Source organism: Mesorhizobium sp. M8A.F.Ca.ET.057.01.1.1 (assembly GCF_003952565.1).
Lineage (GTDB): Bacteria > Pseudomonadota > Alphaproteobacteria > Rhizobiales > Rhizobiaceae > Mesorhizobium.
In genome coordinates this window covers 2,637,656-2,662,048 of sequence record NZ_CP034454.1, presented here as the reverse complement: position 1 = coordinate 2,662,048, position 24,393 = coordinate 2,637,656, and the positions used below count along the sequence as shown (strand labels likewise).

18 protein-coding genes and 1 pseudogene are annotated in these 24,393 nt (G+C 63.5%); 5 read left to right on the top strand and 14 right to left on the bottom strand.

All coding sequences use genetic code 11. The features are described from left to right. Positions 1-29: 29 nt before the first annotated feature. The 14 genes from EJ077_RS12330 to EJ077_RS12265 all read right to left on the bottom strand — a co-directional run bounded on the left by EJ077_RS12330 (position 30) and on the right by EJ077_RS12265 (position 17,445). Positions 30-815 (bottom strand): ABC transporter ATP-binding protein, encoded by a 786-nt coding sequence (locus EJ077_RS12330; protein ID WP_208702286.1) that lies wholly within the window; start codon positions 813-815, stop codon positions 30-32. Continuing rightward, positions 812-1,585, bottom strand: a complete 774-nt coding sequence (locus tag EJ077_RS12325) for an ABC transporter permease (protein WP_208702284.1) — start codon at positions 1,583-1,585, stop codon at positions 812-814. The genes EJ077_RS12330 and EJ077_RS12325 overlap by 4 nt, the downstream gene beginning before the upstream one ends. Before the next feature lie 68 nt (positions 1,586-1,653). After that, on the bottom strand, positions 1,654-2,604 hold the full coding sequence (locus EJ077_RS12320; RefSeq protein WP_208702282.1) for an ABC transporter substrate-binding protein: 951 nt from the start codon (positions 2,602-2,604) through the stop codon (positions 1,654-1,656). Between the two features lie 113 nt (positions 2,605-2,717). Continuing rightward, positions 2,718-3,566: a DUF1194 domain-containing protein gene (locus tag EJ077_RS12315; RefSeq protein WP_208702280.1), complete on the bottom strand. Its 849-nt coding sequence runs from the start codon at positions 3,564-3,566 to the stop codon at positions 2,718-2,720. Between the two features lie 94 nt (positions 3,567-3,660). Then, entirely contained in the window at positions 3,661-6,222 is a 2,562-nt protein-coding gene (locus EJ077_RS12310) for a GcvT family protein (protein ID WP_208702278.1), read from the bottom strand. A gap of 150 nt (positions 6,223-6,372) precedes the next feature. Continuing rightward, positions 6,373-7,131 carry an FkbM family methyltransferase gene (locus tag EJ077_RS12305; protein ID WP_208702276.1) on the bottom strand — a complete coding sequence of 253 codons (759 nt, stop codon included), beginning with the start codon at positions 7,129-7,131 and terminating at the stop codon, positions 6,373-6,375. Next, positions 7,128-8,360, bottom strand: a complete 1,233-nt coding sequence (locus EJ077_RS12300) for a hypothetical protein (RefSeq protein ID WP_208702274.1) — start codon at positions 8,358-8,360, stop codon at positions 7,128-7,130. The genes EJ077_RS12305 and EJ077_RS12300 overlap by 4 nt, the downstream gene beginning before the upstream one ends. Before the next feature lie 21 nt (positions 8,361-8,381). After that, on the bottom strand, positions 8,382-9,845 hold the full coding sequence (locus EJ077_RS12295) for an aspartate aminotransferase family protein (protein ID WP_208702979.1): 1,464 nt from the start codon (positions 9,843-9,845) through the stop codon (positions 8,382-8,384). Positions 9,846-9,914: 69 nt separating this feature from the next. After that, positions 9,915-10,922: an NAD-dependent epimerase/dehydratase family protein gene (locus tag EJ077_RS12290; protein WP_208702272.1), complete on the bottom strand. Its 1,008-nt coding sequence runs from the start codon at positions 10,920-10,922 to the stop codon at positions 9,915-9,917. Further along, positions 10,919-11,353, bottom strand: a complete 435-nt coding sequence (locus EJ077_RS12285) for an EamA family transporter (protein WP_208702270.1) — start codon at positions 11,351-11,353, stop codon at positions 10,919-10,921. The genes EJ077_RS12290 and EJ077_RS12285 overlap by 4 nt, the downstream gene beginning before the upstream one ends. A gap of 125 nt (positions 11,354-11,478) precedes the next feature. Continuing rightward, a complete protein-coding gene (locus tag EJ077_RS12280; protein WP_208702269.1) occupies positions 11,479-12,828 on the bottom strand; it encodes an FAD-binding oxidoreductase in 1,350 nt (449 codons plus the stop codon). Then, on the bottom strand, positions 12,761-14,263 hold the full coding sequence (locus EJ077_RS12275) for a UbiA family prenyltransferase (RefSeq protein ID WP_245458722.1): 1,503 nt from the start codon (positions 14,261-14,263) through the stop codon (positions 12,761-12,763). Before EJ077_RS12275 ends, EJ077_RS12280 begins: the two co-directional genes overlap by 68 nt. Before the next feature lie 225 nt (positions 14,264-14,488). Next, entirely contained in the window at positions 14,489-14,752 is a 264-nt protein-coding gene (locus EJ077_RS12270) for a hypothetical protein (RefSeq protein ID WP_208702267.1), read from the bottom strand. 206 nt (positions 14,753-14,958) lie between these two features. After that, a complete protein-coding gene (locus EJ077_RS12265; RefSeq protein WP_208702265.1) occupies positions 14,959-17,445 on the bottom strand; it encodes a mechanosensitive ion channel family protein in 2,487 nt (828 codons plus the stop codon). Between the two features lie 187 nt (positions 17,446-17,632). Here EJ077_RS12265 and EJ077_RS12260 point away from each other — a divergent pair. The 5 genes and pseudogenes from EJ077_RS12260 to EJ077_RS12240 all read left to right on the top strand — a co-directional run bounded on the left by EJ077_RS12260 (position 17,633) and on the right by EJ077_RS12240 (position 24,381). Beyond that, a pseudogene (locus EJ077_RS12260) lies at positions 17,633-18,891 on the top strand (sarcosine oxidase subunit beta). Positions 18,892-18,900: 9 nt separating this feature from the next. Then, positions 18,901-19,197 (top strand): sarcosine oxidase subunit delta, encoded by a 297-nt coding sequence (locus EJ077_RS12255; RefSeq protein ID WP_208702262.1) that lies wholly within the window; start codon positions 18,901-18,903, stop codon positions 19,195-19,197. Further along, entirely contained in the window at positions 19,194-22,187 is a 2,994-nt protein-coding gene (locus EJ077_RS12250) for a sarcosine oxidase subunit alpha (RefSeq protein ID WP_208702260.1), read from the top strand. Before EJ077_RS12255 ends, EJ077_RS12250 begins: the two co-directional genes overlap by 4 nt. Beyond that, complete coding sequence (gene soxG / locus EJ077_RS12245; protein ID WP_208702258.1) at positions 22,180-22,767, top strand: sarcosine oxidase subunit gamma family protein; 588 nt, start codon at positions 22,180-22,182, stop codon at positions 22,765-22,767. Before EJ077_RS12250 ends, soxG begins: the two co-directional genes overlap by 8 nt. A gap of 171 nt (positions 22,768-22,938) precedes the next feature. Then, the gene (locus EJ077_RS12240) at positions 22,939-24,381 is read left to right on the top strand and encodes an MFS transporter (protein WP_208702257.1); all 1,443 of its coding nucleotides are present in this window, start codon (positions 22,939-22,941) and stop codon (positions 24,379-24,381) included. The last annotated feature ends 12 nt before the right edge of the window (positions 24,382-24,393 follow it).

Sequence of the window (24,393 nt, the reverse complement as noted above, 5' to 3'; positions counted from 1 at the left end):
ATACGCGCAGACGACCGAACCGTGAGCGATTAGTGCACGTCTGCAGTCCGTATCGCCTCGACGCGGATGTCCTCGGTCAGCCGCGCCTTCAACGCCGAGAATTCCGGACTGGTCTTCAGCGTGTAGTGGCGCGGATGCGGCAGGTCGATGGCGACATCCGACTTGATGCGGCCGGGCCGCGCCGTCATCACGATCACGCGCGAGGCCATGAAGATCGCCTCCTCGATGTCGTGGGTGACGAACAGCACCGTTTTCTTGCGCCGTTCCCATATGCCGAGCAGCAATTCCTGCATCAGTCCGCGCGTCTGGTTGTCCAGCGCCCCGAACGGCTCGTCCAGCAACAGGATTTCCGGATCGTTGGCCAGCGCGCGGGCGATCGCCGTGCGCTGCTGCATGCCACCGGAAAGCTGTTTCGGCCAATGATTCTCGAACCCTTTCAGGCCAACGAGGTCGACATAGGAAGCGACGATCCCGTCCCGCTCCGCTTCGGCCATGCCGCGTTCGCGCAGGCCAAAGGCGATGTTTTCCGCCACCGTCAGCCAGGGAAACAGCGTGTAGGACTGGAAGACCATGCCGCGGTCCGGTCCCGGCCTCGTCACCGCCTTGCCGTCGAGCAGAACGCGGCCTTCGCTTGGCGCCTCCAGACCGGCGACGATCCGCAACAGCGTCGACTTTCCGCAACCCGACGGCCCCAGGATGGTGATGAAGTCATTGGCCGCGACCGCCAGGTCGACCGGCATCAGCGCCCTGACGGGTTCTCCGCCCCGCACGCCGGCAAAGGTGCGCGAGACACCCTCGATGAGAAGCTTGCTCACGCCAGGCTCCATGGAAAGAGCCAGCGGTTGAACGCCTTGAAGGCGAAGTCGGACAACAGCCCGATCAGCCCGATGACGATGATGCCGAAGATGATCTGCCCGGTCGCCAGCCGCGACTGGCTGTTGATGATCATATAGCCGATGCCCGACGACGAGCCGATCAGTTCGGCAACGATGACGTAGGTCCAGGCCCAGCCGAGCACCAGCCGCAGCGTCTCGGCGATTTCAGGCGCGTTGGCCGGCATGATGACCCGCCTGACGATGCCATTGTTGGTCGAGCCCAGCGTATAGGCCGCCTCGACCAGGTCGCGCCGCGTTGACCCGACCTTGACGGCAATGATCAGGATGATCTGGAACACCGAGCCGACGAAAATGACGAGCAGTTTTTCCAATTCGCCAATGCCCGCCCACAGGATGAGCAGCGGAATGAAGGCCGATGCCGGCAGATAACGGGCGAAGGAGACGAAGGGCTCCAGAAAGGCTTCCACCGGCTTCCAGGCGCCCATGGCGATGCCGAGCGGCGCGGCGACGACCGAGGCCAGCACAAAGCCGCCGAAGACCCGCCAGATGGTGATCAGTATGTCGAGCCAGAAACGATCCTCGACCAGCAGCCGCCAGCCATCCCGCAGCATCGACAGCGGATCGGCGAGGAAGATGCGGTTGACGTGGCCGCCAAGCGTGATCCAGGCCCAGAAGACCACGAACAGCACGAAGAAGGAAATGCCGAGCACTGTTCGCAGGCCCGGCGAGACAGGATGCAAGGGGCGCATCTTCGTCCTTTGTCAGCAGGAAGGCGGCGGCGCTCTGCGCCACCGCACGGTATCCACGGGTTGAGCCGTCAATTCGCCACGGCGCTGGTGTCGGCCAGCGCGGCGACGTCGGGCGCCTCCTTGATCAACCCCATCTGCAGCAGCAGGTTGCCGGCGGTCTTGGAAAAGTCCTGGAATTCCTTGGTGAAGAACTGCTTGTTGTCGGCCTTGTCGGCCCATTTCAGGTACTTCGCCGAATCCTCGAATTCCTTGGCCGACTGTTTCACGTCGGCGCCCATGATCTCGTAGGATTTCTGCGGATCTTTCTTGATCAGGTCAAGCGCGTCGAAATAGCTGTCGGCAAGCGCCTTGGCGGCGTCGGGATTGGCCTTGAGGAATTCCGGCGTGCAGCCCACCGTGTCGAGAACCATCGGATAGTCGAGCGTGGTCGCCAGGATATGGCCCTGGTCGGCCTTGTCGCGCACGGCCGAGATGAAAGGCTCATAAGTGACGGCGGCGTCATTCTGGCCGGCGAGGAAAGCTTGCGCCGCCGCGTCAGGCTCGAGATTGACGACCGTCACGTCCTTGGTCGACATGCCGTTCTTGTTCAGCACCCAGGCCAGCATGAAATAGGGCGACGTTCCCGGCGCGGAGGACGCTACGTTCTTGCCCTTGAGATCGGCGACGGTCTTGATGTCGTTGCGCACCACGATGCCGTCGGCGCCATAGGATTTGTCGAGCTGGAAAATCTGCTTGGTGGTCACCCCGCTGGCGTTCCAGACCAGCCAGGTCTCGACCGTGGTGGCGGCGCATTGCAGGTCGCCGCTGGCGATTGCGAGCGGCCGGCTGGCCTGCGGCACCTTCTTCAAGGTCACGTCGAGGCCATGTTTCTCGAACAGCCCTGCCTGCTTGGCGAGTGTCAGCGGCGCGAAACCGGTCCAGCCGCTGATGCCGATGGTGAGTGACGTGGCGGCCATCACGGGCGCGGTTAAGCCCGCGGCAAGCGTCAATGTCGCGGCAAATACGGTTATCCTGTTCATCTCAGTTCCCCTTTGTTTTTCTGGGGGAAATTGTTCACAGAGGCCGATGGGCTTGTCAATCAACAGGAACGTGTTCGCGCGGAAAGCGGCCGGCAACCCGGTTTGGGATTGCCCTACCGGCTGTCGGGCATCCAGTTGCGGTTGCGCCACATTTTCTCGCCGATCTGGCAGTCGGCGGCGGGCTTGTCCTGCGCCAGCACCACCGGCGGGTGATCCGCCTCCGCCGCCGCCCATTGCAGTGACGCCGGGCCGGCAAGCTCCAGCACCAGCTTGCGGCGGATGGCCTCGGGAAATTGCGTCCAGTCGTTGACCGGGATCACGAAGGCGCCGGCGCCGCCGATGACGCAGTCGCTGTAGTAGCGGTCGAGATCGTTGACATCATACACGCCGGAAAAGCCGCCTCGGGTCATCAGCGGCAGGCCGTTGATGACGATGCCTTGCCTGACCACCCCGTCGCGGACGAGATTGACCGGCGCGCCCTGGTTGTTTGGCCCGTCACCCGAAATGTCGATGACGCGCTTGGTTCCCTGGTAGCCGCTTTCGGCGAAAAGGTCGCTGCCGAACTCGAGCGCGCCGGAGATCGAGGTGCGCCGCGCGCTGTTGGGCGGCTGGGCCGACAATTGCGCCACCACCCGCTCCGCGTCGGCCCGGGTCGCGATCACCGTCCACGGCACGATGACGCGTTGCCAGCTGGTGCCGGCCCATTCGATATAGGTGACGGCGATCTTGCCATAGGCGCCATCGGCGATCGCCTGCAGCACATTGTCATGCGTCAACGCCGCCGCGTAACCATGGCGCTGAATCTCCAGCTCCTCCGCCGACATCGACAGCGAAACGTCCACCGCCAGCACCAGCTCGACATCGACCGGCTCGTCGGCGCGGGATCCCGGCGCCAGCCAGAGCATCAGCGCCAGTACAGCGGAGGCGGAAAGCAGATGTCTTGCGCAGGGCAAACCAGACATTGCGCAAGGGTAAGCGAGAATCGTCCACCGAAAAAGAGAAAAGCCCGGCCGTGGCCGGGCTGATCCAAACTATGCGAGCCCTACCGCTGGGAGATCAGCTCCGCGGCTTCAGATTCTCCGGGTCGTAAAGCGGCTTGTAGCCGACGCCGGCGACTTCAACCGGATAGGTCTCGCCGAAATACTCGACCATGAGCTTGCGGCCCTCCTGCGCATAGGCCCAGGGCAGATAGGCAAGCGCGATGTTCTTGCCGATCGTCGGGCCATAGGCGACCGATGTAGTAAAGGAGCGACGGCCGAGTTCGTCGACCAGCGTTTCTCCGCTTTCGGGGTCGATCACCGGCATGATGCCGACGGGATAACGGGCAACACCCCTGGAATCCGTATTCTCGGTCATCACCAGCGTGCACAGCATGGCCGGCTGATGCGCGCGTTCGCGGTATTCGACGTGCTTGGCCCTGCCGCAGAAATCGTTCTCCTTGACCTTCGGGCGGGCGAGATCGGCTTCCAGCAGATTGTATTCGGTCAAGAGGTCGGCGTTCTGCAGGCGCAGGCTCTTTTCCATGCGGCGGGTGTTGGCATAGGTCTCGACACCGAACGGCATGACGCCGGTCGAGCGCAGCGCGTCCCAGACGGCCAGACCATCCTCGTAGCGCATATGCAGCTCCCAGCCCTGCTCGCCGACATAGGAGATACGGAAGGCGGTGACATCCTTGCCGCCGATGCGGACTGGCTTGATCGCCGCGAATGGAAAATTCTCCGGTGAAAGCCCATCCGGGTTCTCGACCACCTTTTGCAAGGTGGTGCGGGCGTTCGGCCCCCAGATGCCGATGGTGACGTACTTCTCGGTCACATCGGTGATGGTGACGTCGAAACCTTTGTCCTGAGCGGTGCGGCGCATGTAGTGGAAGTCGCGCGGCCCGGCATCGGCGCCGTCGATCAGCCGGCAGCGGTCGGCCATGCGGATCACGGTGAAGTCGGCGCGCACCATGCCTTCCTCGTCGAGGAAGTGGGTGTAGATGCCCTTGCCGATGTTGTTGTCGCCGCCGATCTTGGCCGCGCACAGCCATTCCAGCAGCGCGACATGGTCGGGTCCCTCGATGTCATACATCGAGAAATGCGAGAGGTTGACGATGCCGCAATCCTCGCTCATCGCCAGATGCTCTGCGTTCGAGACGCGCCAGAAATGGCGGTTGTCCCATTCGTTGTCGCGCACCGGCACCCGGTTTCCATACTTCTCAAGCAGATGCTCGTTGGCGGCGTAGCCGTGGGCGCGCTCCCAGCCGCCGAGTTCCATGAAATAGCCGCCGAGTTCCTTCTCGCGCTCCCAGAATGGCGAGCGCCTGATGTTGCGGCCCTTGGAGAAGGGTTCGCGCGGATGCACCGCCGGATTGTAGACCTTCATCGCCGTCTCGGTGCAGCGATCCCAGATGAATTGTTCCTTGGTCTGGTGCGGATAGAAGCGCGCATAGTCGATGGCGTGGTGGTCGATCTCGGTGCGGCCGTCGGTCATCCAGTCGGCAATCAGCTTGCCCATGCCGGGACCGTCCTTGACCCAGATGGCAACGGCGTACCAGAGACCCCTCACCTTCTGGCTCTCGCCCATCGACGGCCCGCCATCAGCGGTCACCTGCAGCAGGCCGTTGAAGGAATGGCCTTCGTTGTAGCCGAGTTCGCCCAGGATCGGCGTCAGTTCCATGGCGCGTTCGAGCGGCGCCAGGATCTGCTCCATGTCGAGATCGCGCTGTGACGGCGACAGCCGCGCCTGGTCCTTCTCAAGCAGATCGCGCGGGTGGCAGAGGCGCGGATTGGTCTCTTCGTAATAGCCCCATTCGATCTGACCGCCCTCGGCGGTCTTGGGGTCGCCGGTGTCACGCATATAAGCCGAGTTGCCCTGGTCGCGCAGCAGTGGCCAGCCGATCTCCTTGCCGGTGCCGGCGAACTCGGTGTACGGGCCGAAGAAGGTCAGCGGATGGTCGATCGGCATGACCGGCAGATCCTCGCCGACCATCTCGGCGATCAGCCGCCCCCAGATGCCGGCGCAGACGATGACATAGTCGGCCTCGATCGTGCCGCGGTCGGTCACCACGGCGCTGATGCGGCCGTCCTTGACGACAAGCGACTTCGCCGGCGTGTTGGCGAAGGATTTGAGTTTGCCGGATGCCTCAGCCTGGTCGACCAGCTTGCCGGCGACGGTCTGCGAGCGCGGGATGACGAGGCCGGCGTCCGGATCCCACAGGCCGCCCTGCACCAGATCCTGTTCGATCAGCGGGAATTTTTCCTTGATCTCGGCTGGTTCGATCAGCCGGGCGCGCGTGCCGAAGGCCTTGGCCGAAGCGATCTTGCGCTTGATCTCGTCCATGCGGCCTTCGTCGCCAACGCGGGCGACCTCGAGGCCGCCGACACGCGCGTAATGGCCCATCTTCTCGTAGAAATCGATGGAATAGAGCGTCGTCCAGCAAGACAGGAAATCGTGGCTGGTGGTGTAGCAGAAATCAGACGCGTGCGCGGTCGAGCCGATATCGGTCGGGATGCCCGACTTGTCGATGCCGACAATGTCGTCCCAGCCGCGTTCGATCAGATGATGAGCGATCGATGCACCGACAATGCCGCCGAGGCCAATGATGACGACCTTCGCCTTTTTCGGAAACTCTGCCATTGCCCGCGACTCCAAGTGCTGTTGCGGGCGGCGTCGGCGCCCGTTTGATCGGCGCACAATATGCAGGCGGCGGGCACGGCGCTACCGCCTGTTTGCGACACGCCACGGATGCGGCGCGACCCGCCATGAATCAGGAAAAACAGCTACCCGTCAGGTAAACGCCCAGACGTCCTCGGCCTGGAAGCCGACCTGGTAGCCCGCTGTTTTCAGCTTGACCACGACCTGGCCGATTTCCGGGGCGGGCAGCGCGCCGACCTCGACCTTGATCATGCCGGGGCGGTAGCGCTTGAGGTCGAGCTGCTCGAACACGATCCAGTCGGCGCCTTCGCAATCGACCAGGAAGGCGTCGATGTGGCTGATGCCGTTGCGGTCGAGCAATGTCTGCAAGGTCTCCGAGGGCACCTCGATGTCTTTCAGATGCGGCGCGAACTTGTTGAAGTTGGCATCGGCCTCGCCCCAGGCATTCTTGCCCGACATCAAATTGGTGTCGGTCACCGACGAGCAGCCGATGAACTCGATCGGCAGCGTGCCGGCCTCCAGCGCCGCGGCATCGAAAGTGTGGACGGTGATGGTGCCCTTGGTCCTGGTGACGGCAACCGGCTCGATGATGAAGCGGTCGGTATCGGGATAGTTGGCGCGCAGCCTCTTCTGATTGTAGGGGATCGGCTCGACCAGCATGGCGCGGGCATGCGGGATGCGATGCAGCCAGGGCGTGACGTCGTCGAACAGAGCGCCGTCGCAAGCGCCGACATTGACCATCTGGAACGGCCGGCCGCCAACACCGAAACGCGCCTTCAGCGCCGCCATGGCCAGGAATTTGGTGCCGCGCAGTGACGGCCCGCGATCGAGCAGGCCGGCGGGAAGGCCAAGCGACAGGGCAATGCGCGCCAGGCTGGAAACCGAACTCATGATTTGTCTCCGGGAATGACGTGCAAGGCGGCGCGATGCTGGCCACGGGCGACCGCCGCCCACAGTTCCATGAAGGGCGGTGCCAGCAGCAGGAATGGCGGAACCAGATGCGGGAAATAGATGCGCGTGTCGTGGATCGGAAAGACGGTGAATTTGGCCAGCGCGCCAAGCACCAGCGCCGCGAACAGGATACCGCCGCGGCGATCGAGCTTGAAGCCGGCGCGGCCGGCCGCAAACCAGCCGGCCAGCGCCAGCACCGAAACCCCGACCCAGCTGTTCAGGTTGACGGCGCGCAGCAGCGAGGCGGCGAACGCCCGGAGATAGGCGGTGACGGAAAAAGGCGGCTCGAACCCATCCATATTGTAATGCTGCTCGATGCTGGAGAACCACAGATGCGGCCACCAGCCCGGATGATGGGCCCAGTGAGAGATGGCGAAATAAGCGGCCAGCGAGGCGCCAAAGCCCGCCAATGCACCCGATGCCTTCTGCCGGAACACGACCAGCAGGACCGCCAAAACGGCAAGGAAAACAATATTGTCAGGCCGCACCATGAAGGCGAGGAAGAGCAGGATCGCCGTCGCCACATCGCGGCCGCGGACATAGGCGTAGAGACCGCCGAGCAGCAGCGCTGACGTCAGCAGATCCGGTGTCGAAGCGCGCGCGGCGTCACCGAAATCGGCCATGATCAGCACCGCGCCGACCACCGGCGCCAAGGCCAATGCCTTTTCCCCGCGCAGCCAGAGCAGCGTGATCGTGCCGAACAGCAACACCGAAAACACCTGCACCAGACGCATCGCCTCGACCGGTGGCATCACCGCGCTCAGCGTCGACAGGATTTCGGCATACAGAAACTTGATCCGGTACATGCCGAGCAGCGAATGGAAGTCGGCGGCGTTCTGCGCCATATGGCTGCGGAAGCCGCCGCCATCGTCGGTCAGCGCCTTGTAGTCGCCGGCCGAGACACCCGATTTGACGGTGTCGTAGGCATAGTCATGCAGCGCTTGCGCATCGGGGTAGGTGCCCTCCTCCGATATGGCAAGATAGGGCAGCATGTCCCAGTTGGCGTCGGGTATCACCCAGGCCGTGAATGCCGTCAAAAGGATATAGAGCGCGAAAGCCGCGGTACCGACCGGAGCCGCCAAGCGCGCATAGGTCCCCTCACCCCACGCCAGACCAGCCTCGACGAGCCGGTCGAGTGGGTTTTCTGCGGAGGGCGACTTGGTCAGCATGACGGCGTTCGGCGAACCTCGTTAACGGACTTGGCTTTTGACGAAGTCCTTCACGATCGACACGATGCCGCGCGACAAAAGGCTGTCGAAGGCGTCGACGAAGCGGTCGACATGCTCGCGCTGGCAGATCAGCGGCGGCTCGAGCCGGATGACGTTGCGGTTGTATTCGGTGAAGGCGACGAGCACGTCATAGTCGCGCAACAACAGCGCACCGACGAAGCCGGACAGCGAGCCCTTCAGCTTGTCGTCGAGCACGCTGACGATGGGGCGCAGTACCATGGGCAAGGTCTGGGAGAAGTCGTGGAACTCCAGGCCAATCATAAAACCCTTGCCGCGAACGTCCTTGATGATCTTGGGGTATTTTTCCCTGAGCGCCTGCAGGCGCTGCAGCAGGTAGTCGCCGGTGACGGCGGCGTTGTCGATCAGCCCCTCGTCGTAGAGCACATTGATGCCCTCGATCGCGGTGGCGCACGCCTCGCCCATGCCACCGAAGGTGGCCATGGCATGGATCATCGCCGTCTTCGGCGTGCCGTAGGCCTTCATGTAGATTTCGCGGCGCGCAATCATCGCACCGACCGCGGCCTTGCCGGCACCAAGCGACTTGGCCAATGCCGTCACGTCAGGCACGACGCCGTAGTGCTCGAAGGCATAGAAGCGGCCCGAGCGGCCGTAGCCGCACTGGACTTCGTCGGCGACCCACAGCACGCGATACTGGTCGCACAGCGCCCGCAGCCTTTGCCAGTATTCAGCCGGCGCCTGAATGATGCCGCCGCCGCCCTGGATGGTTTCCAGAACGATCACGCCGATCTCCGGATCGGAGCGGAACAAGCGCTCGACGGCTTCGATGTCGGCGAAGGGAATGCGCACAGTGTTGTCGGCCATCTTGAAGTCGGCACGGTAGAGCTGGCCGTCGGTGATGCCCAGCACGCCCTTGGTCTTGCCGTGGAAGGAATTCTCGGCATAGACGATCTTCGGCCGCTTCGGGCCGGCGGCGCGCTCGGCGAGCTTCACTGCCGCTTCCATTGCCTCGGAGCCCGACGAGCCCAAAAACACCATATCGAGATCGCCAGGCGAGCATTTGGCGATGTTGTGCGCCAACGCGGCCGCATATTGCGACATGAAGGCGATGGCGATTTCCTGCCGCTTTTCCTCCTGGAATTTTTTGCGGACTTCCAGAATGCGCGGATGGTTGTGGCCGAAGGCCAACGAACCGAAACCGCCGAAGAAATCGAGAATCTTGCGGCCATTCTGGTCGATGTAGAACATGCCCTCGGCACGCTCGATCTTGATCTTGTTGAAGCCGAGCAACTTCATGAAATGCAGCTGGCCGGGGTTGAGATGCGCCTTGAACAGGTCGGTCATCCCTGCGACATCCATCGCCTTGGCCTGCTCGACGCTGATCAGGTCGGGCTTGGCGATGGTGGCGGGCGACAGCGTCGGCGCGCTGACCAGGGTGCGCGTATTCGTCTGCTCCGGCTTGGCCATGACGGTCATTTCAATCTCCTGTCCGCGCCACGACCAGCGTCGTGCGCCATAAAACTCTTTGGCAGGCCCCTATTCGGCGGGCACATGTTTGGTGGCGACGGCGAGCCCGGCCTTCTTGGCGCGGTATTCGCTGTAGGCGGCGATCAGCATGTCCTCGTCCCGATATTGCGGCACCCAGCCAAGCTGGCGCTCGGCCTTGGAGACGTCGAGCACGCATTCCTCGTCGGCGATCAGATACTGCTCCGGATCCATGATCGGCAGGTTGACGAGGTCGAGCAGGTCGAGCGTGCGCTTGACCGCCCAGCCGGGCGTAGGCAGCAGGACCGACTTCGAACCGGCATGCCGGATCAGGTCGCCAAGCAATTTTCTCACCGGCGGCGGGTTGAGCGAGCCGAGATTATAGGCCTCGTCGGGCACACCGGCCTTCCAGGCCGCGCGTGCGGCCTCGGCGCAGTCGAACACCGAGATGAATTGATAAGGATTACGGCCCGAACCGATCATCGGCACCGGAAAACTCCAGTCGATCAGCTTGAACAATTTTTCCAGGATGCCGAGCCGGCCGGGTCCGATGATCAGGCGCGGACGAAACAGCGAGATTGACATGCCGCGCTTGCGCCACTCGGCGGCCAGTTCCTCGGTCTTCTGCTTCGACCAGCCATATTCGCCGAGCGGCGCGACCGGATGCTCCTCGGTCATCGGCTGGGTGACCGTGTGGCCGTAGATCATGTCGGTCGTGTAGTGGACAAGCTTCGGCGCGCCAGCCTTGTCCATGGCCTGCATGATGTGCTCGGCGCCGTGGAAATTGACCGGAAAGAAGAAATCGTGCCGCTTGGCACGCACCTGGATCGGCGACAGCATCTTGGCCGACAAATTGTAGACCATGTCGTCGGCTTTCAGCCCGACCGTGGCAACCGAGCCCAGATCAGTGACGTCGCACTTGATGAAGCGGACATTGCGGTAATGCGCAAGGTCGCTCTTGACGATGTCGGCGACGACGACTTCCTCACCATCGGCCACAAGCTTCGGCGCTAGGTGGCGGCCGACGAAGCCGTCACCGCCGAAAATCACATGTCTCATCGAACGATCTCGTTTGCTTGTATCTTGTCGGAGGTGATGGACGCGGTCTGCTCCTCATGCCCTCGCCCACCTTGCGCGATCAGCACCGTGCCGACGCAGATGCAGGCAATGCCGGCGATGCGCCAGCCGTTGATATCCTCGCGGAACACGAAATAGGCGAAGATCGCGACGGCGACGTAAGCCAGGCTGAGAAACGGATAGGCAAAGGAGAGTTCGACCTTGGAAAGCACATAGAGGTGTGAGGCCATCGAAATGACGAAGGTGCACAGGCCAAGGAAGACCCAGGGGCTGAAGACGATCTGCAACAGCTTGATCAGCGGATTGGTGCCCTCGAACGAAATCGGTCCGAGCGACATCATGCCTTGCTTCAACATAAGCTGCGCGGCGGCATTGGTCATGACCGTAAAGAGAATGAAGACGATATATTTCATTTAAAACCCGCCATCTTCGTAATATCAGGTAATACAAACCTGAAAAGATTTCGTGAACTCACGAGGCTGTTTTGAGCAAGCCTTGCCGTTAACCATTCAGAAACCATGATTCATTCCAATTTTATCTATTCGGCCGCCTCGGCGCCGCGGCGCCTCTGGTCGATGCTCCCGGCCGTGCGCGCCCAGAAATCGGACATGAAGGCGGGATCGCGCAACGCTTCCAGTCTCGGCCAGTCCGGGAACGAAGCGGTGAAGGTCGCAGCCGACATGCGTGCATCCTTGTAAGGGTTGACCGCCCCGCCGGCCGCGATGGTCATGCGGTCGAGCTCGCCGAGCAGGGCAAGCGTCGCCACTCCCCTGTTGGGGAAGTCCAGCGTCAGCGTGTAGCCGGGCCTCGGGAACGACAGCAGTGCCGGCGAGCGGATTCCGCCGAAGCGCTTCAGGACGGTGAGGAAGGACCCCTGCCCGGCCTGGCGGGCAGCCGTGAGCAATGCCGGCACGATCGCGCGCGCGGCCTCTTCCGGGACCACGCTCTGATGCTGGAACAGCCCCTTTGGGCCATAGAGCCGATTCCAGTCCCGCACACTGTCCAGCGGGAAGAAAAAGCTCTGGTATTCGACCTGGCGCGGCACAGTAGCCGGACCTTTTTTCCACCTGTAGGCGGCGTTGAAAGCGGTCAGGAACGGCCGGTTGAGCACGTTGAAGGGCGGCTGGAACGGCACGGAGAATTTCCCGTTTGCGCGCGCGGCAGCGTGCGAGCCATGCTCGGCGTGGTTGCCGGTAAACAGTAAGCCCCTTCCGCTGTTGCGGCCACCGGCAAGTTGGTCGATCCAGGCGACGGCGTATTCATTGGCCTGGTCCGCCGCTTCGGCCAGGTCGAAATATTCGCCGAGATCGCGAAACCGCGCCGTCTTTTCGATGATGTCGAGCGACGGGACCCGCATCAGCCGGATCGAGGCCGACAGGATCAGGCCGGTGAGGCCCATGCCGCCGATGGTCGCCCGAAACAGGCGCGGATTGTCGGTCGTCGAGCAGCGATAGCTACGCCCGTCCGACCGCAGCAGAGTGAAGCTTTCCACATGGCAACCGAACGTGCCGCGCCGGTGATGGTTCTTGCCATGGACATCGTTGGCAATGGCGCCGCCGAGCGTGACGAATTGCGTGCCGGGGACCACCGCCGGAAAGAAACCGTGAGGCGCGGCATGTGCAATGACATCCGCGAGCAGCACACCGGCATCCGCTTCGAGCAGGCCGCTCTCGGCGTTGAAGCCGCGAATGCGGTTCAGGGGCCGCATATCGATGACCGTGCCGGCCTGGTTCTGGCAGGAATCGCCATAGGACCGGCCATTGCCATAGGCAAGCAACGATGCCTGCCTGGCCTGGCCGCCTTTCAGCAGTGCAATGGCGTCATCGGCATGGATCGCCCTTGCCGCCGGCGGCGTGGCGAGGCCAAAGCTCTGGAAGCGTTCGGCCATGCCTACCAGCCCCCATGACCAGCAGCACGGCGCCGATCGCCACCACGATCTGGCTGCGCCAGTCGCGTATGATGAAGACGACCGGGTCATCGTGCATTTCGTCGCGGCGCGCCAGGATCCAGACGCGCATGGTGAGGTAAAGCACGATCGGCGCCAGCGGCCAGATCAGCCAGGGATGCGGATAAAGTTCGCGCACCGCGACGCTGTCCATGTAGAGCGCCAGCACCAGCGCCGAGGAGAAGGCCGAAGCCATGCCGGCTTGGGCGACGATCTCCTGGTCTTCCGTGCGATAGCCGCGGCCGGCAATGCGTTCGCCGGGCGCAATGGCCGTGGTGCGCAGTTCGACGAAGCGCTTCACCAGTGCCAGCGACAGGAAGAAGAAGATCGAGAAGGCGAGCAGCCAGAACGAAACGTCGACGCCGGTCGCTGCGGCACCGGCGAGCACCCGGATCGTATAGAGCCCGGCAAGCGTCAGCACGTCGACCAGAAGCATGCGCTTGAACGACAGCGAATAGGCGGTGGTAACGACCATATAGCCGCCGAGCACCCCGAGGAATTCGATCGGCAGAAGGCAGCCGGTGCCGACGCCGATCGCCAGCAGCACCACGATCGCGCCGAGGCCGAACGGGATCGACAGCTCGCCGCTGGCGAACGGCCTGTTGCGCTTGGTGACGTGCTTGCGGTCGAGCGCAAGGTCGAAGAAGTCGTTGAGAATATAGATCGCCGAAGCAATCGCGCTGAACGAGATGAACGCCAGCAGGCATGCCCAGATCATGTTGGAATTGAAATATTCGTGCGAAAGCATCATCGGCACGGCGATCAGCGAATTCTTCAGCCATTGGTGGACGCGCAGCATCTTGATGACGGTCCGCAATGTCGGCTTCGGCGCCGGCATCGTTTCGGCGCCATGCGCCGCCTGCCAGCGCGCGGCATGACGGTCCGGCGCCACCACGATCGCGCTGCGCGCCGCGTCGAAGACCTGGAGGTCATGGCGGCTGTTGCCGGCATAGTCGAAGCCGGCATCGCCATAGGCAGCGAGGAGCGAGGCGCGCTTCTTGCCCGAAGTGAGATTGTCGAGGCCGTCAGTGGCCAGCACCCGGTCGAAGATGCCGAGATGGACGGCAATGGCATCGGCGAACTTGCGCGGCGTGCCGGTGGCCAGCACGAGCTTGCGGCCTTCGGCGTGCTCGGTGCGGAGCCGGTCGAGCAGCGGCGCCCGATAGGGCAGCATGGCGGGGTCGATGTCGACGCGCTGGGCGATCGCCTGCTTCAGGCGCGCCGGCCCGCCGGCCGCCCAGAAAGGCACCAGGAAAATATAGAGCGGGTTCTTCTTGAGGAGGATGAACAGTCCTTCCCACAACAGGTCGGTCGCGATCAGCGTGCCGTCCAGATCGACCGCAAGCGGTATTGCGTTCCTGTCCGACCGCGCGTCCATGCCCGTCCTGCCCTGCCAGCATATGATCCGGAAACCGGAACCCGTTGAGCGCCGTATTTCGGCGTCTTGGACAGCGGTATAGCGGGGGATCGCCTCGCGAACGTTAAAACGTACGGTTGCAGACGGCTGCCGGGGCGGTATTTCCGGCGTCATTGTTAAGCAACAGCTACCGGAAACGATAAAAGGCCGGACAAATGCCCGGCCTTTCCAACCATGCCACGGAGATTACTTGATGCGGGCGACGCCGCCGGAAATCTCGATGGTTTCCGAACCGGTCAGGGCTTCGAGGTCACCGTTCGGCAAGGTGACGAAGCAGCCGTTCTGGCAGAACTCGACGGTTTCACCGCCGGCCAGGGCAAGCTCGGTCTTGCTGCCGCCCTCGGTCACGACCAGCGTGCGGGTCTCGGCGTCTTTGTTGACCGCGCTGGCGGCATGGGCCGAGCCGCTCACGGCGAGCAAGGCCATGGCAGCGACGAGAGACTTCCACATTTGCAGTATCGGTGTTCCCACCGCCTCTGTTGCATTTCACAAGGCATTTTCGCCTTTGCATGGGAGCTTATATGAGATGAAAGCTGAACCGCAACTGAATGCCGCATTCATGCCGCAATTGGCTTTGGCTTTTGCCCACCCCGTTAATCTGGCCGCCCGGCACGATATGATGCCGAAGGCGCCGCCCGGCAGGCCGGATCCGGGGCCTAGTCCGGATCCGGCTTCTTGGACTTGCGCGACCTCGGCAGCTTTTTCGCCTCCGCCTCGGCTTGCGCCTTGGCCTCTTCCTGCTCCGCGAAATCGGCCTCGATCTTGTCGTCATCGGTTGGCCAAGCCACGTGCTTCTTGGCCTCGACGACCGCGCGCGGCGTGGAAGGGATTTCGATGTGCTGGTCGTCGAATTTCTCCAGCACGGTGAAGCGGACGTCGTTCTGCACGATGTTGCCGTTCATCACATCGGCAAGGAACACACGAATCTCGAATTCGAGCGCGGCGGGTCCGAAATTGGAAAACAGCACGAAAGGCTCGGGGTTCTTCAGCACCAGCGGATGGCTGCGCGCGATATCCAGCAGCACGGCGTGGACCTGCTTGACGTCGCTGCCATACGCGACGCCGACCTTGATGTCGATGCGGCCTAGCTTGTTGCGGTGCGTCCAGTTGCCGACGGCGTTGTTGATCAGATTGGAATTGGGCAGGATCACCGACTGCCGCTGGAAGGTCTCGATCTCCGTGGCACGCACGCTGATCTTCTTGACAGTGCCGCTGACGTCGCCAGCCACGATCCAGTCGCCGACCTTGAACGGGCGTTCGGCCAAAAGGATCAGGCCGGAGACGAAATTAGACACCACATTCTGCAGGCCAAAGCCGATACCGAGGGACAGAGCACCGGCGACCAGCGCTAGGCTCGAAAGGTCGATACCCGCGGCCGAGATGCCGACCAGTGCAGCGAGCGCCACGCCGGCATAGCCGACCGCCAGCCGGATCGAGTTGCGCACCCCGGTGTCGACCTTGCCGCGCGCCATGACCGAGCCGTCGAGCCAGCCCTGGAACCAGCGCGTCAGGAAATAGCCGATGATGAAGACAACGATGCCCGACAGGATGCCGGTGACCGAAATCGTCACCGAACCGATATTGATGCCGGTTGCGAGCTTATACGCCCACGCCTCGATATCGCCGGGCTGGAAGCCCCACATCAAGAGGATCAGCGGCAGGAACACGAGCACGATCATCAGGTTGATGGCGATGCTGACGACAAGGCCGAGCTGATCGAGCGCGGTATCCTCGTAGCTGGAATTGGCCGACAGCCAGCGCCCGACCGACGTGTTGGCGAAAGCGCCCTCCTCGCCGATCGCCTGCGCCGACAGGAAGCCGATATAGGCTGTTATCAATGCTGTGCCGGTGACCACGACCTGCAGCGATACGAACAGCGCAAGGCCGATATAGCCGAGCAGCGCCGCGATGATGGTGAAAAGCCCGAGCCCGAGCGAGGTGTAGCGCAACCATGCCGGCCACGGACGCCAGCTGCCGTCACGCGCCTTGAACGGCCTCAGCATCGCCATCAGGATCAGGATCACGCCGACGATGATGGTGGCGACAAAACTGCGCGCGATGGTCAGCGACAGCGGCGACCCCATCTTGTCGTTCACGATCGACAGGAAGGTGTTGAAGCTGATCACCACGGCCATGGCGGTGGTCAGGCGGACCAGCCAGCGCGCCGGCCCGGTTTCGACCGGGATGAGACGCCAGTTGGGCAAACGCGGCTCGAGTGCCGCGTTGGTCAGCCGGTTGACGCAAAACACCACGCCGATGACAGCAGCCAACGCATTGAGGAAAAGCCCGATATCGCCGCGCAAGACGTTGTAATAGTTGAAAAAGAAGATAGTCGAGCCGAGAAAGGCGGCAACCGCCAGCGTCGGCAGCAAAGTCGACCAGAAGGCCACCGAAAGACGGCTGAGATAGGATGGGTCTTCATTGCTGGGGTCGGCCTCGAACACCCGCCCGAACAGGCGTCGCCCGCCGACCAGCAGCACCAGCGCCAGGCCGAGCGCCACGAAGGTTGCCGCCAGGATGGCCTGGAACTTGAACTTGATGGCGAAGCTCAGCCAGGACGACACAGCCTTGTAGAAATTGCCGAACTCGTCGCGCGCATCGGAAAACACCTGCGGGCTCAAGGCGTCCGAGAGTACGTAGCGCTTGGTCAACAGATTGCGGAACAGCGCGCTGCGCATGTTGCCGATCTTGTCGATCAGCCCGCTGATGCGGATCGACAGGTTCTGTGCGCTAGCGACGACCGCGTTGATCTCGGCCTTCTCCGACGCCAGCGCCTGGCGTTCGCCGGTCACTATGTCGGGCTCCTGCGGCTGGCCTGCCGCCGGCGGCGGGCCCAGCACCTCGATGCGATTGTTGATCTCGGTGAGGCGCGAACGGAATGCCAGCGCACTGGTGAGTGCCGACCGCGACAGATCCTCCAGCTGCAGACGGATATCCACGAGCGATGCATCGTTCTCACCGTCCTGCTGTATTTTCTTTTCGAGATCATCGGTTTTGGCTGTCAGGCCCTGGATGACCTTCTGCTGATCGGTGACCAATCCGGCGGCGCCTTGGCCGAGCGCTTGCGCCATCGCCTCGAACGAAGGCGGCGCCGAAACGACAAGCGCGAGGATCAGGACGAGGCGAAGCAATCGAAAAAGCATGATCTGTTGGCGACTCACGGAGCGCAAAGGCAATTCAAAAAGCCTGTCCTTGATAAAGACGGCCATATCATGGGGCAAGCCGTCGCATCGAGGCGTCGGCCAGTCGAAAGGCCATGGCGCAATATTGGCTTTGCCGATGCGGCCTGCTCTATAGTCTGCCGCATCGCCCGCAACGGACACCTTACACATGGCAGAGTACTCGGCCCTTTCGCTGCTCGCGAACGCGCTCAAGGGCAACAAGGACTGGAAGCCGGCCTGGCGCAAGCCGGATCCGAAGGCATCCTACGACGTCATCATCATCGGCGGCGGCGGTCATGGCCTGGCGACCGCCTACTATCTAGCCAAGGAACACGGCATCACCAATGTCGCGGTGCTGGAGAAAGGCTGGCTGGGCTCCGGCAATGTCGGCCGCAACACCACGGCCGTGCGCTCGAACTATCTGCTGCCGGCCAATACCCGCTTCTACGAGCATTCGATGAAGCTTTGGGAGGGCCTGTCGCACGAGCTCAATTACAACGTCATGTTCTCGCAGCGCGGCTGCCTGAACCTGGCGCACACGCCGGCTCAGTTCGACGACTACGCAAGACGCGGCAACGCGATGCGCCATCTCGGCGTCGATGCGGAATTGATGACGCCAGCCGAGATCAAGCGCCTGATTCCGGCGCTCGATATCTCCAATGATGCACGCTTTCCCGTGGTTGGCGGCCTGATGCAGCGGCGCGCCGGCACCGCCCGGCACGATGCGGTTGCCTGGGGCTATGCGCGCGGCGCCGACCGCCGCGGCGTCGACATCATCGAGAATTGCGAGGTCACCGGCTTCCTGCGCGACGGCGACCGCGTCACCGGCGTTACCACCTCGCGTGGCGATATCAGGGCCAAGAAAGTGGCGGTCGCGGTGGCCGGCAGCACCGGCCGCGTCATGCAACTGGCCGGCGTCGAGACAATGCCGATTGAAAGCCATGTGCTACAGGCCTTCGTTACTGAATCGCTGAAACCCTTCATCGACACCGTTGTGACCTTCGGCATGGGCCATTTCTACATGTCGCAGTCCGACAAGGGCGGCCTAGTCTATGGCGGCGACATCGACGGCTACAACAGCTACGCCCAGCGCGGCAACCTGCCCATCGTCGACGAGGTGATGAGCGAGATGCTGGCGCTTTTCCCAGGCCTTGCGCGTGTGCGCATGCTGCGCTCCTGGGGCGGCGTCTGCGACATGTCGATGGACGGCTCGCCGATCATCACCGTCGGCCCCTGCCCGGCATGTATCTCAATTGCGGCTGGTGCTATGGCGGCTTCAAGGCGACGCCGGCTTCCGGCTGGTGCTTTGCCTGGACCATCGCCAAGGACCAGCCGCACGATTTCAACGCCCCTTTCACGCTCGACCGCTTTCATCGCGGCCTGGTGATCGACGACAAGGGTCAGGGCGCGAACCCGCGGCTTCATTAGGAACATTCCGTGCTGATCACTTGCCCCTACTGCGGCCCGCGCGACGTCATCGAGTTCACCTATCAGGGCGATGGAAACCGCGAGCGTCCCGACCCCGCCTCGCAGAATTTCGAGGCCTGGAACGCCTATGTCTACGACAGGCTGAATCCGGCCGGCGACCACAACGAGATCTGGCAGCATTCCGGCGGCTGCCGGGCGCATCTGAGGGTTGTGCGCAACACGCTGACGCATGAGATCTCCAGCGTCGCCTTCGTGCGCGGCGACCACACCTCCGCCGCGCGCCGCAAGGCGGAGGACAAGCCATGAGCCCGCGCCGCACCGACACTGGCGGCCGCATAGACCGGCTGAAGACCATCCGCTTCACTTTCGACGGCGTTGCCTTTACCGGGCATGGCGGCGACACGCTGGCGTCCGCGCTGCTAGCCAATGGCGTCACGCTGTTCGGACGTTCCTTCAAGTACCATCGGCCGCGCGGCCTGCTGAGCGCAGGCGTCGAGGAGCCCAACGCGCTGGTAACCGTGCTGAAGGGCGAAGTGCGCGAACCCAACATCCCGGCGACCATGGTCGAGATCCATGATGGGCTGATCGCCGTCAGCCAGAACCGTTTCCCATCGCTCACCTGGGATATCCATGCCGTCAACCAGCTCGGCGGCAAGATCCTGTCGGCCGGCTTCTACTACAAGACCTTCATGGGCCCGGTTATCGGCCCGCTGAAAGGCACGCGCTTCTGGATGTTCTGCGAGCATTTCATCCGCCGCGCCGCCGGCCTCGGCAGCGCCGGATCGGCAAAGGACCCTGCCCGCTACGAACGCATGAACGCTTTTTGCGACGTGCTTGTGGTCGGCTCCGGCCCGGCCGGGCTGATGGCCGCCAAGGCAGCCGCCGACCAAGGCGCACGCGTTGTCCTGGCCGATCTCGAGCCGCGTTTCGGCGGTTCGGGCAACTGGTCGGGCGAAACCATCGATGGCGCTCCGGCGGCGGATTGGGTGCGGCGCACCGTCGCCCAGCTAGAGGCCCGCGACAATGTCCGGCTTCTGCCGCGCACCACGGTCTGGGGTTACTACGACAACAACACGCTTGCCGCGCTCGAGCGGGTCAGCGATCACAAGGCGCAGCCCGCCAAGGGTGAGCCGCGCCATCGCTACTGGGCGATCCGCGCCGGATCCGTCGTGCTGGCCACCGGCGCCTTCGAAAGGCCACTGGTGTTCCCGGGCAATGACCGGCCCGGCGTGATGCTGGCGCACGCGGCGGAGCGCTACGCCAACGAATTCGGCGTGCTGCCGGGGCAGCGGGTGGTGGTGTTCACCAACAATGACAGCGCCTACCGCTCGGCGCTGGCGCTGAAGCAGGCAGGCGCTGCGATCGTTGCCATCGTCGACGTGCGCCCGCAGCCGTCCGCCGAGATGAGCTCCCTGGCCGGCGAAGCCGAGGCGGAATTGCTTTCCGGCCATGCGGTGGTCGCCACGGAAGGTGGCAAGGCCTTGTCCGGCCTCAAGGTCCAGCGTTTCGACATGGTCGCCGGTGCGCTGAGCGGCGATGCGCGCAGCGTCCATGCCGATTGCCTGCTGATGTCGGGCGGCTGGTCGCCGACCATCCATCTGGCCAGCCAGGCCGGCGCCAAAGCGGAATGGAACGCCGCCCGGCAGGCCTTCCTGCCGCCCAAGCCGACGCAAAACTGGATCGGCGCCGGCGCCTTCACCGGCAGCTTTTCGACGGTCGAGGCGATCGCCGAAGGCCGCGCCGCAGGCCTTGCCGCGACCGGAGGAACAGGCACGCCGGCAGCGCTGCCCACTGTCGAGGCAACTCCCGGAGATCCAGATCCCGCCCCTGTGTTCGAAATCAGGGGCAGCGGCAAGAGCTTTGTCGACTTCCAGCACGACGTCACGGCGGAGGATGTCCGCCTGGCGCATCGCGAAGGCTTCGTCTCAGTCGAGCACCTGAAACGCTACACCACGCTTGGCATGGCGACCGACCAGGGCAAGAGCTCCAACGTTCCCGGCCTTGCCATCATGGCGGAAGCGCTCGGCAAGCCGATCCCGGAAGTCGGCACGACCCGCTTCCGGCCACCCTTCGCGCCCGTGTCGATCGGCTCGCTGGCAGCCGAACGTTTCGGTGACCTCAAGCCCGAGCGGCTGACGCCGATGCATGACTGGCACCTCGCCAATGGTGCGACCATGTACTCCGCCGGCCTCTGGTACCGGCCGATGATCTACGGACTTTCAGGCGAGACTGTCGAACAGGCCTATGTGCGCGAAGCCAAGGCGACGCGCGAAAGTGCGGGCATCGTCGATGTCTCGACACTGGGCAAGATCGCCGTGCAAGGCCCGGATGCGGCCGCGTTCCTCGACCGCGTCTACACCAACATGTTCTCGACGCTCGCCGTCGGCAAGGCACGCTACGGGCTGATGCTGCGCGAGGACGGTTTTGCCTTCGACGACGGCACCACCTGGCGGCTCGGCGAACAGGATTTCCTGATGACCACCACCACGGCCAATGCCGGCAAGGTGATGCAGCATCTGGAATATTTCCTCGACGTGATCTGGCCGGAACTCAAGGTCCATGTCACCTCGGTGACCGACGAATGGGCGGGAGCCGCGATAGGCGGTCCGAAAGCGAGGCAGATTCTGGCCGCCTGCGTCACCGGCACGGATGTCGACAATGCGACCCTGCCCTTCATGGGCATCGTGCACGGCGAGATATCAGGTGTTCCGGTGATGATTTGCCGGCTATCCTTCTCCGGTGAAATGGCCTTCGAGGTCTATTCCGGCGCCGGCCATGGCACCCATGTCTGGGAAGCCTTGGTCGAGGCCGGCAAGCCGTTCGGGCTGGTTACCTACGGGCTCGAGGCGCTGGGCACGATGCGCATCGAGAAGGGCCATGTCACCGGCGCCGAAATCGACGGCCGCACCACGGCGCGCGACCTGCATCTCGACTGGATGCTGTCGAAGAAAAAGCCGTTCATCGGCTCCGCGATGATGGACCGGGAAGGTCTCGTCGCGTCCGAGCGGCTGGAACTGGTCGGACTGATCGCGCTCGACAACCGCCCGCTCAATGGCGGCGCGCATATTGTCGAGGAAGTCGACGAAGCCAATCCGCACGGCTCGATCGGGCACATTACCGCCTGCTGCTATTCGCCGGCGCTCGGCAAGCATATCGCGCTGGCGCTGGTCAAGGGCGGCAAGGCCAGGCAAGGCACGCGTGCCCATGTCTCCGACCCCTTGCGCAACCGCTTCGGGCCCGTGGAGATCGTCTCCAACCACTTCTACGATCCGGAAGGGACCCGCATGCATGGCTGAGCGTCAATCGCCCCTCGAGCCGGAATTCCATGTCGGCTCGCACGGCAATTTCGAACATGGCGTCGAGATCCTGCTCACCGAAACCAGGCCGGGCTCGATCGTGCAACTCGCGGCTTGGCCTGGCGAAGAGAAGAAACTGATGGCAGCGATCCGCGCTGTCAGCGGGCTCGCTCTGCCCGACGGCGCCGGCGGCGGCATGAGCGACGGCGCGAAATCGGTGTTCGGTTTCGCACCGGGAAAATTCACCGTGGCCGATGAGGCCGAAGGACTGGCCGCGGCCTTCGCCAAGGCGGTGACGCCGGCCATCGGCACGGTGACGGACCTGTCGCATGGCCGCATCGCCATCCGCATTGCCGGGCCGAAAGCCGAATGGGTGCTGTCGAAATTCTTCGCCATCGACTTCGCCCTGCCCGCCTTTCCGGTCGGCGCCGGCCGCTCGACAACGCATCACGATGTCTTCGCCCAGATCCAGCGCACCGGCACCGACCAGTTCGACATCTACGTCTTCCGCTCGTTCGCCCGCTCGTTCTGGAAGGCGCTCTGCCATGCCAGCGAGGAAGTCGGCTACGAGGTGCAGTAGGCAGTGCGGCCGGATGTGCCCATTGCCGCTGCTTCTGGCCTCAATACCGGCCGGTTCTGCCGCTAGAGAATCCTGCCTCGGGCGCCCATGATGGAAAAATTGGCCGCCCAACCGGTCCAAGGGACATGAAAATCCCGTCTCAAAGTCGGCATATTTGGTTCGAACATCCCCATGACTGCTGAACTATCCGCCGGCGCCGCCGATCGCGCCGATGTGCCGGCCAGAGCCTTGCTCCTGCTGCCGCTGACGGTCGCCTGCGGCGTGTTCATGACCAGCCTCGACCAGAATGTCGTGGTGACGGCGTTGCCGGGCATCAGCGAAAGCCTTGGCCGTCCGCCGAGCCAACTCGGCCTGCTGATCACCGTCTACGTCGCCAGCCTGATCATCTCCATGCCGCTCGGCGGCTGGGCGGCCGATCGTTTCGGCCTGCGCAACGTCTATTGCTTTGCCTTGCTGGTGTTTGCCGCTTCGTCGGCTCTGTGCGGGCTCTCGAACGACATCTGGATGCTGGTCGGCGCCCGCGCGCTGCAGGGTTTCGGTGGCGCGCTGATGGGCACGCTCGGCCAGGTCGTCATCCTGTCGACCTTCCCGCGCAGCCGGACCTTGAAGATCAACATGTATATCTCGCTGGCCGGCCAGTCCGGGCCGCTGGTCGGTCCGCTCGTCGGCGGCGCGCTGACCACCTACATCTCCTGGCGCTGGATCTTCTTCATCAACGTGCCGTTCGCGCTCGCCGCCGCAATCCTTGCCGCCTCACTGTTCCCGACAATGACCAAGCCCGTGCGCACGCGGTTCGATTTTCCAGGCTTTGTGCTGGTCGGCAGCGGCATGGTGCTGCTGGTCTTCGGCATGGACTCCCTTGCGGCGAAAGACGCCGCCAGCGGCATGATCGCGGCCGAGCTTGCGCTGGCGCTCATCATCCTGACGGCCGCCTCCTTCTACTGCCTGCGTGTGCGCAATCCCCTGCTCGATCTCAAGCTCCTGCGCATCCGCACCTTCCGCATCTCCTTCCTTACCGGCGGCGGCCTCGACACGATCGGTCTCAGCTCCGTCGTCTTCCTGCTGCCGCTGATGTTCCAGCTCGGCTTCGGCATGAGCGCGGTGCAGGCGGGATCGCTGACCTTCGTTGCGGCAGTCGGCTCGGTGGGTATGCGTTTCTTCATGCCACGCCTTCTCAACCGTTTCGGTTTTCGCCGCGTGCTGGTCTCCAACACGCCCGTGGTTGCCGCCATGGTCGCGGGCTTCGCCTTGATGCAAGCAACGACCCCGGTCTGGATCACGCTCACCTACATCTTCGTTTTTGGCGTCTTCCGTTCGGTGCAATGGGCTTCGACCGGCAATCTCGCCTATTCCGACATCGCGCCCGAGCAGCTCGCCCGCTTCAGCGCGCTCTATTACATCCTGTGGCAGCTGGCGGTCGCCATCAGCGTCGGCCTCGCGGCCGCGATGCTGTCGTTTCTCGCAGGCGGCGGGCCGGCCGTCGCCAGCGATTTCCGGATCCTGTTCGTGATCGAGGGCATCATCACGCTCTGCGCGCTGCTTGCCTATCTCAAGCTGACGCCGCAGGACGGCGCCCATGTCAGCGGCCACGGCGCGCACATGAATACGGAATAGCGGCCCTGCCCC

Coding starts and splice junctions, on each gene's coding strand:
- soxG (WP_208702258.1), top strand. CDS start 22,180: ATGGCTGAGCGTCAATCGCCCCTCGAGCCGGAATTCCATGTCGGCTCG.
- EJ077_RS12290 (WP_208702272.1), bottom strand. CDS start 10,922: ATGAGACATGTGATTTTCGGCGGTGACGGCTTCGTCGGCCGCCACCTA.
- EJ077_RS12310 (WP_208702278.1), bottom strand. CDS start 6,222: ATGGCAGAGTTTCCGAAAAAGGCGAAGGTCGTCATCATTGGCCTCGGC.
- EJ077_RS12265 (WP_208702265.1), bottom strand. CDS start 17,445: ATGCTTTTTCGATTGCTTCGCCTCGTCCTGATCCTCGCGCTTGTCGTT.
- EJ077_RS12320 (WP_208702282.1), bottom strand. CDS start 2,604: ATGAACAGGATAACCGTATTTGCCGCGACATTGACGCTTGCCGCGGGC.
- EJ077_RS12300 (WP_208702274.1), bottom strand. CDS start 8,360: ATGCTGACCAAGTCGCCCTCCGCAGAAAACCCACTCGACCGGCTCGTC.
- EJ077_RS12295 (WP_208702979.1), bottom strand. CDS start 9,845: ATGGCCAAGCCGGAGCAGACGAATACGCGCACCCTGGTCAGCGCGCCG.
- EJ077_RS12305 (WP_208702276.1), bottom strand. CDS start 7,131: ATGAGTTCGGTTTCCAGCCTGGCGCGCATTGCCCTGTCGCTTGGCCTT.
- EJ077_RS12315 (WP_208702280.1), bottom strand. CDS start 3,566: ATGTCTGGTTTGCCCTGCGCAAGACATCTGCTTTCCGCCTCCGCTGTA.
- EJ077_RS12325 (WP_208702284.1), bottom strand. CDS start 1,585: ATGCGCCCCTTGCATCCTGTCTCGCCGGGCCTGCGAACAGTGCTCGGC.
- EJ077_RS12285 (WP_208702270.1), bottom strand. CDS start 11,353: ATGAAATATATCGTCTTCATTCTCTTTACGGTCATGACCAATGCCGCC.
- EJ077_RS12240 (WP_208702257.1), top strand. CDS start 22,939: ATGACTGCTGAACTATCCGCCGGCGCCGCCGATCGCGCCGATGTGCCG.
- EJ077_RS12250 (WP_208702260.1), top strand. CDS start 19,194: ATGAGCCCGCGCCGCACCGACACTGGCGGCCGCATAGACCGGCTGAAG.
- EJ077_RS12270 (WP_208702267.1), bottom strand. CDS start 14,752: ATGTGGAAGTCTCTCGTCGCTGCCATGGCCTTGCTCGCCGTGAGCGGC.
- EJ077_RS12275 (WP_245458722.1), bottom strand. CDS start 14,263: ATGGACGCGCGGTCGGACAGGAACGCAATACCGCTTGCGGTCGATCTG.
- EJ077_RS12280 (WP_208702269.1), bottom strand. CDS start 12,828: ATGGCCGAACGCTTCCAGAGCTTTGGCCTCGCCACGCCGCCGGCGGCA.